The organism is Alsobacter metallidurans (genome assembly GCF_014636935.1).
Classification (GTDB): domain Bacteria; phylum Pseudomonadota; class Alphaproteobacteria; order Rhizobiales; family Beijerinckiaceae; genus Alsobacter; species Alsobacter metallidurans.
Genome location: NZ_BMES01000002.1, coordinates 882,205 through 897,286, shown reverse-complemented (window position 1 = coordinate 897,286; position 15,082 = coordinate 882,205). Strand labels below are relative to the sequence as shown.

Below are 15,082 nucleotides of genomic sequence, written 5' to 3'. Positions count from 1 at the left end.
AACCTTACTCGGCGGCCTGCTTGAACGTGGCCGGCTCAGGATGATGGGCGGCCGGATCGGGACGGTCGCGGCGTTCCCGCCACGTCTCGATCACGGCGTAGAAGACAGGGGTGAAGAGCAGCGTCAGCACCGTGGCGGCGACCATGCCGCCAAACACCGTAGTGCCGATGGAGCGACGGCTGGCCGCGCCGGCCCCGGTGGCGAGCATCAACGGCACGACGCCGAGGATGAACGCGAAGGCGGTCATGAGAATGGGACGCAGCCGCAGCCGCGCCGCCTCCATGGCGGCCTCCACGATTTCGACGCCTTCCTCGCGGCGACGCTTGGCGAATTCGACGATCAGGATCGCGTTCTTGGCCGCGAGGCCGATCAGCATCACGAAGCCGATCTGCGAGTACACGTCGATCTGCATGCCGCGCACCCAGAGCCCCGCGAGCGCGCCGAAGAGCGCCAGCGGCACCGAGAGCAGCACCATGAAGGGCATGGACCAGCTCTCGTACTGGGCGGCCAGGATCAGGAACACGAACACGATCGCGAGCCCGAACACGAGGGTCGCCACCGATCCCGCCTTGAGCTCCTGGAAGGTGATGCCCGTCCACTCGTAGCCGAAGTCGCGCGGCAGCACGCTGGCGGCGACCCGCTGCATGGCCTCCACGGCCTGGCCCGAGCTGTAGCCCGGAGCCGCGCCGCCGTTGATCAGCGCCGAGGGGTTGTTGTTGTAGTGCGGCACAGTCTCGGGCCCTACGGTGGGCTTCAACGAGCCCAGCGTGCTGAGCGGCACCATGCCGCCGGTGGAGTTGCGGACATAGAGCCGCGAGATGTCGGTCGCTGCGCCGCGCGCCGCCTGGTCAGCCTGCAGGGTGACCCGGAAGGTGCGCCCGAACAGGTTGAAGTCGTTCACGTAGAGCGAGCCGAGATAGATCTGCAGCGTGTTGAACACGTCCGGCAGGTTGAGGCCGAGCATCTTCGCCTTGCTGCGGTCGAGGTCGTAATTGTATTGCGGCGTCGACGTGCTGAAGCTGGTGAAGAGCTGCTGGGCGTTGAGCTCCGGCTGCTTCCTGGCCTCGGCGATGAGCGCCTGCGTGACCTCGTTGAGCGCGGCGCTGCCGCGGCCGGTGAGGTCCTGCACCTGGAACTCGAAGCCGCCCGTGGCGCCGAGGCCCGGGATGGAGGGCGGATCGAAGCTCAGCGCGATCGCGTCAGGGATGCCGAGCAGCTTGGGCCGCACCCGAGCGACGATCTCGGACGCACTCATGCCGGCGCCGCGCTCGTCCCAGGGCTTCAGGATGGCGAACTCCACGGCCGAGTTGGACTGCGCCGCCCCGGTAAGGAAGTTGAGCCCGCTGATGGAGCCGACGATGTCGACGCCTTCCGTGCGCATCAACTCCTCGCGCACCTTGCGGGCGACAGCGTCGGTGCGTTCCAGCGAGGCGCCGTCGGGCGCCTGCACGACCACGAAGAAGTAGCCCTGGTCCTCCACGGGCAGGAAGGTGGAGGGAATGCGCATCCACACCGCGTAGGTGGCCCCGAGGCCGGCGACGAACAGCGCCAGCATGGCCCAGCGGAAGCGGATGAGGTGGCGCACGCCGTTCGCGTAGGAGTGCGACAGCCGGTCGAAGCCCGTGTTGAACCAGCGGAAGGGCGCGAAGTTCGTCGCCGGGCGGTGGCGCAGGAAGGCGGCGCTGAGCGCGGGGCTCAGGGTCAGCGAGTTGAAGGCCGAGATGCCGACCGAGATCGCCACCGTGAGGGCGAACTGGTTGTAGAGCCGGCCGGCGACGCCCGGGATGAAGGCGACGGGAACGAACACGGCCATCAGCACCGCCGTGGTGGCGACGATGGGACCCGTCACCTCCTGCATGGCCTTGCGGGTGGCGGCGAGCGGCTTCAGGCCCGCCTCGAGCTGGCGCTCGACGTTCTCGACCACCACAATGGCGTCGTCGACCACGAGGCCGATGGCCAGAACCATGCCAAGCAGGCTCAGCATGTTGAGCGAGAAGCCGAGCAGCTTCATCACCACGAGCGTGGCGATCAGCGACACCGGGATCGCGATGGTGGGGATGACGGTGGTGCGCCAGTTCTGCAGAAAGACGAACACGACCGCGACCACGAGAACCAGCGCCTCGGCCAGCGTCACCAGCACGTCGTGCATGGAGGCGGAGACGAAGCGAGTGGTGTCGTAGTGCATCGCGTAGGCGATGCCGGCCGGGAAGCGGCCCGAGAGCTCCTGCATCTTGTCCTTGACCCGCTGCTGCAGGTCGAGGGCGTTGGAGCCGGGCATCTGGTACACGGCGAGCACGACGGTGGGGTCCTCGCCGAAAAAGGCCGAGGAGGCGTATTGCAGCGCGCCGAGCTCGATCCGGGCGACGTCGCGCAGATGCAGAACTGCGCCGCTGGCGGGATCCGCCCGCACCACGATCTCGCCGAACTGGGACGGGTCGGCGAGGCGGCCGACGGCGTTGACCTGGAGCTCGAAGGCGGTGCCTGCCGGGGCCGGGGACTGGCCGATCTTGCCGGCGGCGACCTGGACGTTCTGCTCCGCGATGGCGGCCTGAACGTCGGTGGCGGTGACGCCCAACTTGGCGAGCTTGTCGGGATCGAGCCAGACGCGCATGGAATAGCGCCGCTCGCCGAAGATCTGGACGTCGCCGACGCCCTGGAGGCGCTTCAGCGGGTCGACGATCTGCAGGTAGGCGTAGTTGCTGAGCGCCACCGGATCGACGGACTTGTCCGGCGAGGTGAGGTTCACGATCAGCACGAAGTTGGGGTTCTGCTTTTTGATCGTCACGCCGGACTGGTTGACGATCGCGGGCAGGGACGAGGCGGCCTGCGAAACGCGGTTCTGCACGTCCACAGCGGCGGTGCTGAGCGGGTAGCCGACGTCGAACGTCACCGTGATGGTGGCGCTGCCGTCGTTGGAGCTCGACGAGGCCATGTAGGTCATGCCCTCGACGCCGTTGATCTGCTGCTCCAGCGGGGTCGTGACCGTATCGGCCACCACCTGGGCGCTGGCGCCCGGATAACGGGCGCTCACCACCACCTGCGGCGGGGTGATGTCGGGGAATTGCGCGACCGGGAGGGTGAGGTAGCAGATGGCCCCCGCCATCACCATGATGATGGCGATGGCGGAGGCGAAGATCGGCCGCTGGATAAAGAAATTCACCATGGCTGGTCGACCTTCTGGAGGCGCCGCCCGGGGGGCGAAGACGACGCCGGGTTGGATTCCACGCAGCCGATCACCAGATGCCGCAGTTCATCCCAGGCGGTGGGCCAGCGGGGGAGGGAGCCGTTGGGCAGGGCTTGGGGCTGTCGGCCTGCGCGCTGAAAGGGGCGGGGGGTGACCGCGGCAAGGTCGCGGCGCAGTTTTGCCGGATCGACGCGGTCGGCCTGCATCAAGGCGCGAACCAGCGGATCGGACAGGAGTTCATCAAGGGAGAGATCGGGGGAATAAGGCTTCATGGCATATCTCCGGCGGCCGCACTCTTCAAAAAACGACCCGCTTCGCGTCCGGCAAAACCCGGATTGCGATTTGGTTGACGCCTCTTTGGAAGGGTGTTACCGGTAAGTAACGTTCCGGAAGTTACTGATCGGTAACACCCGCGTCAACCCCCCGGAACCAAATTTGTGAGGACCGCGTGATGAGCTTGGTCGTGAGGAATGGGTCATGGGCCTGATTTGCCCGTCTGGCGCCCGGCCCCGGGATCGCATCCTGGACGCCGCTCGTGACATGTTCAGGAAGTTCGGGATCAAGGGCTGCGGCGTCGACGCGATCGCGGAGGCGGCCGGCACCAACAAGATGACGCTGTACCGGCATTTCGGCTCCAAGGACGAGCTGATCGCCGAGTGCCTGCGCGACCAGACGCGCGTCGTCGCGGACCTGTGGGCCAAGATGGAGGCCGACAACCCCGACCCGCTGGACCTCTTGAAGGCCTGGGTCAAGGCGAGCGCCATGGCGTCGTGCGACAGCCGCGGCTGCGATCTCGCCAACGCGGCCATCGAGCTACCCGACGAGGGGCACCCGGCCCGCAAGGTGGTGGAGGACTTCAAGCGCGCCCAGCGCGACCGCCTCGCGGATCTCTGCGCCCGCGCCGGCGCCCGCGACCCGGAGGTGCTGGCCGACACGCTGTCGCTGCTGGTGGAGGGCGCCCGCGTGAGCCGCCAGAGCGTCGGGCCGGAAGGTCCGTGCCAGCGCTTCAGCCGCGTGGCCGAGGCCGCCATCGACAACGCCGTGGGTGCGCGGGAGACCGCGTGAGCGGTTTGGGCGTCGTCTGTCGGTGTTCGTGATGCCTTCATGACGAGGCTCCTGCAAGTCAGGGGCCATCGTCTTCGCAATCGGGAAGCGGCGCGATTACCTCGCGGGTCATCGCGCCGCCCTTTCCTGGTTTAAGTCCGCCGCTCCAGCCAGTTTTTCGCCAAAGCAAGGTCGGATTGCGTCAGGCCGTGGCCGGCTGGCAGCGTCTCGTGCTGCACGTCCGCGCCGGCCTTGCGCAGCCGCGCCGCCAGCGCGCCGACGTCGGCGGCCGGGATGATGGGGTCGGCCGCGCCCGAGACGATCAGGATCGGCTTGCCGGCGAGGTCCACCGTCGGCGGCGCCGCCAGCGGCGTCATGGCGCGCAGCAGCACCGCTCCGGCCAGCGCGTCCGGATGAAGCTCCAGCACGGCCGCGGCGATGTTGGCGCCGTTGGAGAACCCCACCGCGATGGGTTGGGCCAGCCCGTACGCGGCGCGCGCCTCCCTGATGAAGGTCGCCAACTCGCCGGCGCGGCGGCGCACGTCCTCCTCGTCGAACACGCCCTCGGCGAGGCGGCGGAAGAAGCGCGGCATGCCGCGCTCCAGCACCTTGCCGCGGGGCGACAGCAGCGCCGCGCCGGGCGAAAGCGCCTCGCCGAGCGGGACCAGGTCGTTTTCATCGCCGCCCGTGCCGTGCAGCAGCAGGAGTGGCGGGCGGCCCGGCGTCGTGGCGGGCTCGTAGCGGTGCAGAAAGGTGAGTTCGGTCGCGGTGGTCATGGGGCGATCTCCGGGGGAGGGACCCTGCGGGAGAGGACGCGATCCCGGCCGGCCGTCTGACCGGCCGGGATGCGCCTTAGCCGAGGGCGGGCAGCACGGCTTCGATCCGCGCGCGGGAGCTCTCGTACTGGGCCGGCAGCTTCAGCGCCTGGCCGAGGCTCTCGGCCGGCTCGTCCACGGCGAAGCCGGGCTCGTCGGTCGCGATCTCGAACAGCACGCCCCCGGGCTCGCGGAAGTAGACGGACCGGAAGTAGTTGCGGTCCTTCTGCTCGGTGACGTGCATGCCGTGCGCCGTGGCGAGCTTCTCCGCCATGGCGGCCTGCGCGGCGTCGTTCTCGGCCCGGAAGGCGACATGGTGCACCGAGCCCGCGCCCGGCCGGCCCCGCAGGAAGCCACCGGCCTCGTGCAGGTCCACCACCGAGCCCATCGCGGCGTTCGAGCGGTAGCGCGTCACCGGGCCGTCGCGGCCAGCTTCGGCGAAGCCGAACACGTCGGTGAGGATCGCGCCGGTCGCGGCCGTCTTGTTGAGCAGCAGCGACACGCCGTGGAAGCCCCGGATGGCGGCTTCAGCGGGAACGTCCCCGGCCGCGTAGCCGGGCTCGCTCTCGATGCCCGGAACCGCCACCAAGGCGAGGCGCATGTCGTCCGGGTCCTTGAAGGCCAGCACGGTTTCGCCGAACGCCTTGCGGGGCGCCTCGTGGTCGACGCCGGCCGCAATCAGGCGCTGCGTCCAGAAGCCGACGGCGCTTTCGGGGATCCGGAACGACGTCTGCTGCGTCTCGCCGACGCCGAGCCGGCCGGGCGCGGCGTGCTCCCAGGGAAAGAACGTGATGATCGTGCCGGGCGCGCCGGCCTCGTCGCCGAAATAGAGGTGGTAGGTGCCCGGGTCGTCGAAGTTCACGGTCTTCTTCACCAGCCGCAGGCCGAGCACGCGGGTGTAGAAATCGACGTTGCGGCGGGCCGGGCCCGAGATGGCGGTGACGTGGTGGATGCCGTTGTGCGTCATGGCTGCCTCCGTGAGAGGGGCGGGGAGCCCCTTCGTTGCTCACAGAGATAATCCTCCGGCCGCGCGACGCCATTGCAGCCGTGCAAACGGCCGAAGGCGCTGGTCAGTGATCCGCTCACGGGTGCAAACGACGGAATGACAGGCGCTTCACCGCCCCTCCGTTGGCTTGGCCGACATCTTCCCCGCCGTGCGGGAGAGAGTTGGCGATACAGCCTTAGCCGAAAACCAGCTTGGGCAACCAGGTGGTGAGCGGCGGAAACAGCGTGATGGCGGTCAGCACCACCAGCAGCGGGATGAGCCAGGGCAGGATGGCGCGCGACATGGTCTCAAACGAGACGTTGGCGATGCGCGTCACCACGAAAAGCACCACGCCGATGGGCGGGTGGATGGTGCCGAGGATCAGGTTCAGGATCACCATCACGCCGAACTGCGTCGGGTCGATGCCGTAGCTCAGCGCCGCCGGAACCAGGATCGGGATCAGGATCAGCATCGCGGCCAGCGCTTCCATGAAGCAGCCGACCACCAGCAGCAGCAGGTTGCACAGGAGCAGGAACACGATCGGATTGGTGATCGTGTGCGTGATCATGGGCGCGAGCGTCTGCGGCAGGCGCGAGATCGACATGCACCAGCCGAGCGCGCCGGCGGCCATCACCAGCACGGTGACGAGGCCGGTGGTCTCCACCGTGTCGACCAGGATGGGGCCGAGGTCCTTCACCTCCAGCGTGCGGTAGACCACGAAGCCGAGGAACAGGGCCCAAAGGCAGGCCGCGGCGGCCGCCTCGGTGGGCGTGAAAATGCCCGAGAACATGCCGCCCAGGATCAGCACCGGCGTCATCAGCGCGAAGGAGCTGGACAGGAAGGTGCGGCCCACCACGCGCCAGCCCTGGAAGGGCTTGCGGCCCATGCCCTCGCGGCGGGCGACGAGGCTGACCATCACCATCAGGGAGAGGCCCATCAGCACGCCCGGGATGAGCCCGCCGACGAACAGACGGCCGATGGAGGCGTCCGCCGACACGCCATATATCACCATGGGGAGCGAGGGCGGGATGATCGGCCCGATGGTGGCGGCCGCGGCCGTGATGGCGGCGGCGGTCTCGGGCTTGTAGCCCGCCTTGGTCATGGCGCGGATCTCGATCGCGCCCGAGCCGGCGGCGTCCGCCACGGCCGAGCCGACCATGCCGGCGAAGATCATGCTGGTGAGGATGCTCGCATGCGCGTAGCCGCCCCGCACCCAGCCGATGATGGCGCTCGCGAAGGCGACGATCCGGTCGGTGATCTGCGCCTTGGCGAGGATGTTGCCCATGAGGATGAACAGGGGCGCGGCGACGATCGGGAACGAGTTCATCGCCCCGGCCATCTTTTGCGGCAACTGGCCCAGCGGGATGCCGCCCGCATACAGGAACACCAGCGCGGCCGCCGCCATGGAGGCGTAGAGCGGCATGCCGGCGATGATCGCGACCAGCCAGCCGGCCGAGATCTTGGTCATCAGGCCGATCATGGGGCGAGTTCCGGAGCCGCCGTGGGGGCGGGCAAGGCCGGGGGCGGCCGCCGTTTCGACACGCGGGACACGAGGTCGGCGATGGCCTGCCCGGCGGTGACGAACCCGGCCGGGATCATCGGGGCATAGACCCAGGCGGTTGAGACCGGGATGCTGACGGCCTCGATGTCGTAGTTCTTCATGACGAGGTGGACGCTCTGCACCCCGATCACGAGGCCCACGACCGCGATCGCGATCTGGATCAGCGCCTCGGTTCCGCGCCAGCCGGCGTCGGGCAGCTTGTCCTGAAAGAAGCGGATGCGGATATGGGCGTTGTTGCGCGTCGCCAGCATCCAGCCGAGACAGGACAGCCAGACCATCAGGTAGCCGCTCATCTCGTCGGTCCAGCTGAACGGCCGGCTGATGGCGCGGGTGACGATGCCGAGCGTCACCACGCCGAGCAACGCCGCGAGCAGGATCGCGGCGAGCCACGCGATGGCGCGGTCGAAGACTTGGAGGATCAACCGCACGGGGGTTGCGGCGTCACAGCGCCGCGAGGGCGTCGAAGGTCCCCTTGCCCCAGCGCTCCTCGAACTTCTTTGGGACGGTGGCGAGAACGGGCTTGCGCCACTGCTCCACGTCCGGCTCGACCACCGTCATGCCGCCAGTCTTTAGTGTGCCGACCAGCGTCGCCTCCTGGCCGAGCAGCTCCTTGTCCTGCCAGGCCGAGTGCGTGTCGATGGCCGACTTGATCATGTCGCGGTCGGCGGCCGGCAGGCCCTTCCAGAACGCCTCGTTGACGATCGGCATGCGCGGCGTGATGACGTGCTCGGTGAGCACGAGGAATTTCTGCACCTCGTTGAACTTGCCGCTCTGGATGGTGGGCAGCGGGTTTTCCTGCCCGTCCACCGCCCCCTGGCTGAGCGCGAGATAGAGCTCCGGGAAGGCGATCGGCGTCGCCTGGCCGCCCCAGGCCTCGATCATGGCTCGGAACACGTCAACGGGCGGGACGCGGATCTTGAGGCCGGCCATGTCGGCGGGGGACCTAACGGGTTTGGAGCCGGTGGTGAGGTGGCGCTTGCCATAATAGGTGACGCTGAGCACCCGCATGCCGCGCTTGGCCGCGAGGTCGTCGTTCATCTTCAGGAACAGCGGCGAGGTCGCGACCTTGGCGAGGTGGGCGGCGTCGCGCCACAGGTAGGGGGCCTCGACCACGGACAGAGCTGGCAGGAACACCGAAAGGGCGCCCGCGCCCTCGGTGGTGAGCTGGAGCACGCCGGCCGAGACGTTCTCCATCATCTCCTTGCCGGTGCCGAGCTGGCCGTTGGGGAACACCTGGATGTCGATGCGCCCGCCGCTCTTCTCCTTCACTTCCTTGGAGATGCGGTCCGCCATCAGGAGCTGCGGATGGGTGGCGGCGAGCGACTCGCCCCAGCGCACCACGGTCGCCTGCGCGCGGGCGATCGACGGCATGAAGACGCCGGCGGCAAGGCCGGCCACGACGGCGCGGCGTGAAAGGATCGTCATGCGCGTTCTCCCTGGATCCGGCCTCTGTGGGCCGTGCTTGAGCCTCACAGTGTGACGGAAATCGAAACCGGGCGCTATGGCCCCGTTGTTTGACGGGTGTGCGTTTGGCGGAGGCGCACAGAGGTGGGCGTCGGCGCGGGGCGTTGCTAGCCTGCGGGACCAGTCGAGGGAGATCAGCATGGACGACACAAAGCGGCCGGACTGCATCGCGCATTGGAGCGAGATCGAAGGGCCGGACGATTCCCACTATCCGGGCGACGACGAGTTGATGGGGCTCGGCGCGCCCTTCGGCCAACATTTCGGGCTGAAGCGCATCGGCATCCACCATGTGCGGCTCCTGCCGGGGCGGCGCACGTCATACCCGCACGCCGAGAGCGCCGAGGAGGAGTTCGTCTATGTGGTGGAAGGCGCGCCGGACGTGTGGCTCGACGGCGTGCTCCACCGGCTGCAGCCGGGCGACGGCGTGGGGTTTCCGGCCGGGACGGGGCTTTGCCACACCTTCATCAATGACACCGACTCGGTGGTGCGGCTGCTGGTGGTGGGCGATGTGGCGAAGGCTGACAACAAGGTGCGGTATCCGTTGAACCCGGAGCGGAAGAACTACCGCGAGGACCTGTGGGACGACGCGCCCGAGCGGGCATTCGGGCCGCATGACGGGCTGCCGAAAGCGGTGCGGGAGCGGCGGGGCGGGTAGGGGCGGGGTGTAGCGGCACTCCCGAATGACCGGGCTATAATCCACAATCCCCTCATCCTGAGGAGCATCGCCCCTTGGCGATGCGTCTCGAAGGACGAGGGATTCCAGCAGGCTCTACCGTTCAGCTCACTGGATCCCCTCGTCCTTCGAGACGCAGGCCCGAGGGGGCCTGCTCCTCAGGATGAGGGGCGTTCTAGGGAGATCAACCGCCCAATTTCCTGTCCCACGCCACCCGCCTCACGCCACCCGCCTCACGCCGCCGGCTTCAACGCCGCTGGCGGCGCGTCCTCCGATGCCGGCAAGGACGCCCAGGCGTCCGGCTGGGCGGTGCGGACGATGCTGCGGCCGGCGCCCTGGCGGACGACCTGCACCTGGATGGGGATGCGCTCCTTCATGGCCTCGACGTGGCTGATGACGCCGACGGTGCGGCCCTGGCTCTGCAGCGTTTCCAGCGCGTCGATGGCGAGGTCGAGGCTTTCGGCGTCGAGCGAGCCGAAGCCCTCGTCGATAAACAACGTGTCGGCGAAGAACTGCCGCCCGCCGAGGCCCGACAGCGCCAGCGCCAGCGCCAGCGACACCAGGAAGCGCTCGCCGCCCGACAGGCTGCGGGTGGACCGGGCCTCGTCACCCATATGGCGGTCGATGATGTGCAGCCCGAGGTCCTGCCCGGCGCGCAGCAGTCGGTAGCGCGGCTTCAGGGCCGCGAGGTGGGTGTTGGCGAGCTCCACCAGCATGTCGAGCGTGACGCTCTGGGCGAAGCGCGCGAACTTGTCGCCCTTCTGCGAGCCGATGGCGGCGTTGACCTCCTTCCAGATCTTCGCCTTCGCGGCGGCCGCCGCGATGTCTGCCTCCAGCCCGGCGACGCGCAGGCGCTGCGTGGCGTCATGGGCGAGCGACGCCTCGACGGCCGCGATGCGGCCATGGCGCTCGCGCTGTGCGAGCTCCAGCGCCTCCAGCTGGGCGGTCAGCTCCGGGAGGGGCGTCTCGGGTGCGCCGGCGGCCAGCGCGGCGTCGCGATCCGTCCGGCGCAGCTGCAGCGCGGTCTCGGCGTCGGCGACGCGGCGGTCGGCGGCTTGCAGGCGCTCGCGCAGGGCCGCGACGTCCGCGACCGGGACCGCCAGCAGCGCTTCGGCTTCGGCGCGCGGGAGGCCTGCCCGGGCTAGCGCATCCACGGCGGCGGCTTCGGCCGCGTCGGCGTCGGCCGAGGCTTGCGCGAGAGCGGCTTCGGCGGCCTCCAGGGCGGCGCCGGCGGCCGCGCGTTCGGCCTCGCCGGTCGCCTTTGAGCGCAGGGCGAAGTCGTGCGCGTCCTGGGCGGCGGCGCGGACGGCGACGATGCGGGTGCGATGGGAAGCGGTGGGCTCGCCGCCCAGCAGGGGCGCGCGCTCGGCGCGGCGGGCGTCGAGCACGGCGGCGCGCTCGGCAAGGTCGCGCGCGGCGGCTTCAGCGGCCAGGCGCGCCGCATCCTCGCGCAGGCGATGCTCGGCAACCTGCGGCTGCCATGACCGGCACTCGGCATCAGCCGCCGCAAGGGCGCGCTCGGCCTCCCAGAAGGCGCGCACGCGGCTGTCGAGCCGGTGCTGGAGGTTGGAGAGGTCGCGTTCGAGATCGGCGGAGCCGACGCCGACCGGCGAGAGGAGTCCGGCGAGCTCGCGGTCCGAGGAGGCGATGCGCTCCAGCGTGTTGTCGAGGCGAGTCCGTGCGTCGCGGGCGTCTCCCCGGGCGGCCCCGAGCGCGGCCTCGGCGTCGCGGCGGGCGCGGGCGCGGCCTTCGGCGGCGTCGGCTTCGCCGTCGCGAAGGCGCGTCAGGCGGGCGATGTCGGCGCGCAGCGCGCGGGCGCGGTCGAGCACCTCGGCGCAGGTCGTGCGGGCGGCGGCCCAGAGCGACGCGGCGGCCGGGTCGAGAGCGTCCGGCGCGGCCGGGAAGGGCGGCGCATCCTGGCCGAGCAGGTCCCAGTGGGGCCGCGCCTCCGCGGCGGCTGCCGCGAAACCTGTATCTGCGGTTGCGATGGCAGTGGCGGCGCGCGCTATGCGGGTGGCGGCGTCCTCCCTCTGCGCGGCGGCGCTGGCCTGCCGGCCGGTGGCGGCGACCAACGCGTTTCCGGCCGCGTCGAGCCGGGCGCGGGCCGCGTTGGCGGTGGCGCGCAGGTCCTCGGCCACCCGGGCGAGGGCCTCGTCGGCATGGACCGGGTGGTCGGCGGAGCCGCAGACCGGGCAGGGCTCGCCCGGCGAAAGGCGCCGGCGCAGTTGGAGCGCCGCCTCCGATGCGGCGTCCTCGGCGCGGGCGAGCGGCCCTTGCAGCACCTCGATCTGAGCCGCGGCGGCGCGCCGGTCGGCTTCGGCCGCCTTGGCGTCCGTGGTGGCGGCCGCACAGGCGGCTTCGGCGGCGGCGCGCTGCGTCTGCGCGGCAGCGTGGTCGGCGGCGGCCTGCGCGTGGTTTTGCGCGCTCTCGCGCATAGAGCGCAACGCGTCCGCCAGCGTGGCGAGGCGGAGGGCGCGGGTCTCTGCGGCGGGTTCGTCCAGGGCCTCCAGCGCGGCTCCGCGCTCGCCGATCTGAGTCGCGAGGGTCGCGCGCCGGCCGGCTGAGGCGGCGTCGTCGGCCGCCATGCCGGACAGGATCGCGTCCTGCCGGACGATCTCGTCGTCGTGCCGCGCCAGAGCCTCCTGCAGCGCGTTGCGCTCGGTCGCGAAGGAGCCGCGCTTGGCGATCTGGAGCTTGGCCTCGTCCCAGCGGGCCGCGAGCGGCGACCAGGCGGCCATGCCGGCGAGCTGGGCTTCGGCCCGCCCATAGGCGGCGTTGGCGGCGTCGGCCTCGGCGGAGACGCTCGCAAGCGCCCGGGCGGCTTCGGCGTGAGCCGCTTTTGCGGCGGCGAGCCGCCGCTCCGCGTTTTGCGATTCCTCAGACGCGGACGCCACGGCCGCGTCGAGTCGGGCGGCGCGGGTCCATTCGGGCTCGAACGCCAATTGCTGGGCATCGGTGCGCCGCAGATCCGCGGCGGCGGCCTCCGCGGCTTCGGCAAGCAGGCTGCGGCGTTCCTCGGCCTGGCCGAAACGTCCCCGCTCGGCCTCGACCGTGGCGAGGCGTTCCGCGCGCGCGGCGGCTTTCTCGGCCGCGCGGGAAAGAGGCTCGCGCAGCTGCTCTGCTCGCGCCAACTCGGCGAGGCGGTCGCGATCGGCCCCCAGGCTTCCGGCAGCCTGCCGGGCGTTGTCCAGCGCGGCCTGGGCGGCCGCCGACGCGGCTTCGGCCGCCGCAATGACGCGGTGGCGGGCGGCGAGCGCGTCGAGCCGCCCGCGTTCCGCCTGGGCCAGGGCGAGTTCGGCAGTGAGCGCGTCGCGCTCATCGCCCAAAGCGGCGCGGGCTTCGGGGCTCAGCACCTGGTGCTCGTCGCGCCGCGTTTCCAGCGCCGCGACCTCGCGTTCGGCCCCGGCGCAGCGCTCAAAGCAGCGGCGTGATATGTCGCGGTAGATGGCCGTGCCGGTGATCTTTTCCAGCAGATCGGCCCGCGCGTTGGCGTCGGCGCGCAGCAGAGCGTCGAACTCGCCCTGGGCGAGAAGCACTGTGCGACGGAACTCGTCATAGGTGAGCCCGGCGGTGCGTTCCACGGCGGCTTTTACGCCGGTCACCGAGGCCTCCACGACGGTCTCGTCGTCGATCCGCTTCAGCGCGCGCGCGACGGTCTGGAGCGCGCCCTCGGGCTTGTTGCGCGCCCGGCGCGCCGTCCACGAGGCGCGATAGCGAATTCCGTCCGCGCCGACATAATCGACCTCAGCGAAGCCCTCGGCCGCGCCGCGGCGCAGGCAGGACCGCGGATCCGTGGCTTGGATGTCCCCGCCTGCATCCGGAACGGTCTCGCGCGAGCCTTCGGCGGCGAGGCGCGGGCAGGAGCCGTAGAGGGCGAGGCACAGCGCATCGAGGAGCGTCGACTTGCCCGCGCCGGTCTCGCCCGTGATGGCGAAGAGGCCGGCCGAGCGCAGGGGCTCGGCCTCCAGGTTCACCTCGAAGGCGTCGGCCAGGCTGGCGAGGTTGCGGCCCCGGATGGCGAGGATGCGCATGGATCAGGCCGCCTCCGTCCGGATGTCCTCGAAGGCGGAGCGATGCTCCGGTCCGGGCGGCGTGGCGTGCGCAGCCTCGAAGGCTTGCGCGAACAGGTCGGCGGGGTCGCACTCGGCGAGGCTGATGGCCGGCGCCGGGACGGCTTCGCCGGCGGCAGCGGCCGGGCGCTCGATCTTCACGCCGGCGCAGCGCAGCGGATGCGCCTCGAGCAGGCGCTGCACCTCGCCGGCGAGGCCGGCGGCGGGACCGTCAGGCCGGATCACGACATGCACCAGCGGCTGGGTGTCGCGCGGGCATTCGGGATCGAGCGCCAGGGCGGCCACCGCATCGGCGAGCTGGGCGGGCGTGACCGACCCCGCCTCGGGCAGGCGAAGACAGGGCACCGAGCGCGACACGGGGATGTGCTCGGTCCGGGCCGACACGGCCGCGACGTCGACCAGCGTGACGCCATGGTCATAGCCGAGCTCGGTCGCCGACAGCGGGAAGGGCGCTCCCGCATACCGCACATGGGCGCGGCCGACCTGCTGGGGCTTGTGCAAATGGCCAAGCGCCACGTAGGCGAGCGCGTCCGGGAAGATGTCGTGCGGCACCGCGTGCTCGCCGCCGATCAGGATGCGGCGCTCGGCGCCTACGGATTCCAGCGCGCCCGTGCAGTGCAGGTGGCCGGTGGCGATCAGCGGCAGGCGCCCGACGCGGTCGAGCGCGCTCGCGACGGCCTCGGCGTAGACACGCCTGGTCGCGGCGACCACCGGCGAGCCGTCGCCATCGACGGCCTGCCCAAGCCCGGGCAGATCGGCGGCGCGCAAAAACGGGACGGCGAGGCAGTAAGCCTCGATCGCGCCGGTCGGGCCGGGAAGTGGAACGAGGTGGCGATCCAGATCAAGCGCGCCGGCGCGGCGGTGGACGACCCCGACCACATGCACCCCGATGGCGCGAAACAGCGCGGCGGGCGCTTCCAGCCTGCCGGCAGGATCGTGATTGCCGGCCACCATGACGGTGATGAGCCTGGGATGCCGGGCGCGCAGGGCGGCCAATGCCTCGTAGAGCATCCGCATGGACTCGGCAGACGGGTTGACGCCGTCGAACACATCGCCCGCCACCACCAGGGCGTCGGCCCGGTGCGCGTCCACGAGGTCGGGAAGGCGCCGCAGGAAGGCTTCGTGCTCGGTGTCTCGCGTCCAGCCATTCAGGGTCTGGCCGATGTGCCAGTCCGCCGTGTGGAGAATGCGCATCCGGTGGTGGCTCCCGAGGCCGCAGCCGGAGGGGCAGCTGCGCGCACCCCGGTGTATCTGATTCCTCGCGAAGAACAGAACCGCAACGCGGG

11 protein-coding genes are annotated in these 15,082 nt (G+C 70.7%); 2 read left to right on the top strand and 9 right to left on the bottom strand.

What is annotated here, in order from left to right; genetic code table 11:
• Positions 1-4: 4 nt before the first annotated feature.
• Both IEV99_RS14445 and IEV99_RS14440 read right to left on the bottom strand, forming a co-directional pair.
• Positions 5-3,163, bottom strand: coding sequence for an efflux RND transporter permease subunit (locus IEV99_RS14445; RefSeq protein ID WP_188518457.1), 3,159 nt, complete (start codon positions 3,161-3,163; stop codon positions 5-7).
• Positions 3,157-3,456 (bottom strand): hypothetical protein, encoded by a 300-nt coding sequence (locus IEV99_RS14440; RefSeq protein ID WP_188518456.1) that lies wholly within the window; start codon positions 3,454-3,456, stop codon positions 3,157-3,159. Before IEV99_RS14440 ends, IEV99_RS14445 begins: the two co-directional genes overlap by 7 nt.
• Before the next feature lie 205 nt (positions 3,457-3,661).
• On the opposite strand from IEV99_RS14440, the gene IEV99_RS14435 reads away from it, so the two are divergent.
• Complete coding sequence (locus IEV99_RS14435) at positions 3,662-4,249, top strand: TetR/AcrR family transcriptional regulator (protein ID WP_188518455.1); 588 nt, start codon at positions 3,662-3,664, stop codon at positions 4,247-4,249.
• 131 nt (positions 4,250-4,380) lie between these two features.
• On the opposite strand, the gene IEV99_RS14430 is transcribed toward IEV99_RS14435, so the two are convergent.
• The 5 genes from IEV99_RS14430 to IEV99_RS14410 form a co-directional block, all read right to left on the bottom strand.
• Entirely contained in the window at positions 4,381-5,004 is a 624-nt protein-coding gene (locus IEV99_RS14430) for an alpha/beta hydrolase (protein ID WP_188518454.1), read from the bottom strand.
• Positions 5,005-5,080: 76 nt separating this feature from the next.
• A complete protein-coding gene (locus IEV99_RS14425) occupies positions 5,081-6,010 on the bottom strand; it encodes a ring-cleaving dioxygenase (RefSeq protein ID WP_188518453.1) in 930 nt (309 codons plus the stop codon).
• Between the two features lie 214 nt (positions 6,011-6,224).
• On the bottom strand, positions 6,225-7,508 hold the full coding sequence (locus IEV99_RS14420; RefSeq protein ID WP_188518452.1) for a TRAP transporter large permease: 1,284 nt from the start codon (positions 7,506-7,508) through the stop codon (positions 6,225-6,227).
• Positions 7,505-8,017, bottom strand: coding sequence for a TRAP transporter small permease (locus tag IEV99_RS14415; protein ID WP_188518451.1), 513 nt, complete (start codon positions 8,015-8,017; stop codon positions 7,505-7,507). Before IEV99_RS14415 ends, IEV99_RS14420 begins: the two co-directional genes overlap by 4 nt.
• A gap of 13 nt (positions 8,018-8,030) precedes the next feature.
• Positions 8,031-9,014, bottom strand: a complete 984-nt coding sequence (locus tag IEV99_RS14410) for a sialic acid TRAP transporter substrate-binding protein SiaP (RefSeq protein ID WP_188518450.1) — start codon at positions 9,012-9,014, stop codon at positions 8,031-8,033.
• A gap of 178 nt (positions 9,015-9,192) precedes the next feature.
• Between IEV99_RS14410 and IEV99_RS14405 the strand changes: the two genes are divergently transcribed.
• Complete coding sequence (locus tag IEV99_RS14405; protein WP_188518449.1) at positions 9,193-9,708, top strand: cupin domain-containing protein; 516 nt, start codon at positions 9,193-9,195, stop codon at positions 9,706-9,708.
• 251 nt (positions 9,709-9,959) lie between these two features.
• Here IEV99_RS14405 and IEV99_RS14400 read toward each other — a convergent pair whose 3' ends face one another.
• A complete protein-coding gene (locus IEV99_RS14400) occupies positions 9,960-13,757 on the bottom strand; it encodes an AAA family ATPase (RefSeq protein WP_188518448.1) in 3,798 nt (1,265 codons plus the stop codon).
• 3 nt (positions 13,758-13,760) lie between these two features.
• On the bottom strand, positions 13,761-14,990 hold the full coding sequence (locus IEV99_RS14395; protein WP_188518447.1) for an exonuclease SbcCD subunit D C-terminal domain-containing protein: 1,230 nt from the start codon (positions 14,988-14,990) through the stop codon (positions 13,761-13,763).
• Positions 14,991-15,082: the final 92 nt, after the last annotated feature.

Bases quoted from the DNA above. Each gene is read 5' to 3' on its own strand.
- IEV99_RS14445 (WP_188518457.1), bottom strand. From the start codon at position 3,163: ATGGTGAATTTCTTTATCCAGCGGCCGATCTTCGCCTCCGCCATCGCC.
- IEV99_RS14440 (WP_188518456.1), bottom strand. From the start codon at position 3,456: ATGAAGCCTTATTCCCCCGATCTCTCCCTTGATGAACTCCTGTCCGAT.
- IEV99_RS14435 (WP_188518455.1), top strand. From the start codon at position 3,662: ATGGGCCTGATTTGCCCGTCTGGCGCCCGGCCCCGGGATCGCATCCTG.
- IEV99_RS14430 (WP_188518454.1), bottom strand. From the start codon at position 5,004: ATGACCACCGCGACCGAACTCACCTTTCTGCACCGCTACGAGCCCGCC.
- IEV99_RS14425 (WP_188518453.1), bottom strand. From the start codon at position 6,010: ATGACGCACAACGGCATCCACCACGTCACCGCCATCTCGGGCCCGGCC.
- IEV99_RS14420 (WP_188518452.1), bottom strand. From the start codon at position 7,508: ATGATCGGCCTGATGACCAAGATCTCGGCCGGCTGGCTGGTCGCGATC.
- IEV99_RS14410 (WP_188518450.1), bottom strand. From the start codon at position 9,014: ATGACGATCCTTTCACGCCGCGCCGTCGTGGCCGGCCTTGCCGCCGGC.
- IEV99_RS14405 (WP_188518449.1), top strand. From the start codon at position 9,193: ATGGACGACACAAAGCGGCCGGACTGCATCGCGCATTGGAGCGAGATC.
- IEV99_RS14400 (WP_188518448.1), bottom strand. From the start codon at position 13,757: ATGCGCATCCTCGCCATCCGGGGCCGCAACCTCGCCAGCCTGGCCGAC.
- IEV99_RS14395 (WP_188518447.1), bottom strand. From the start codon at position 14,990: ATGCGCATTCTCCACACGGCGGACTGGCACATCGGCCAGACCCTGAAT.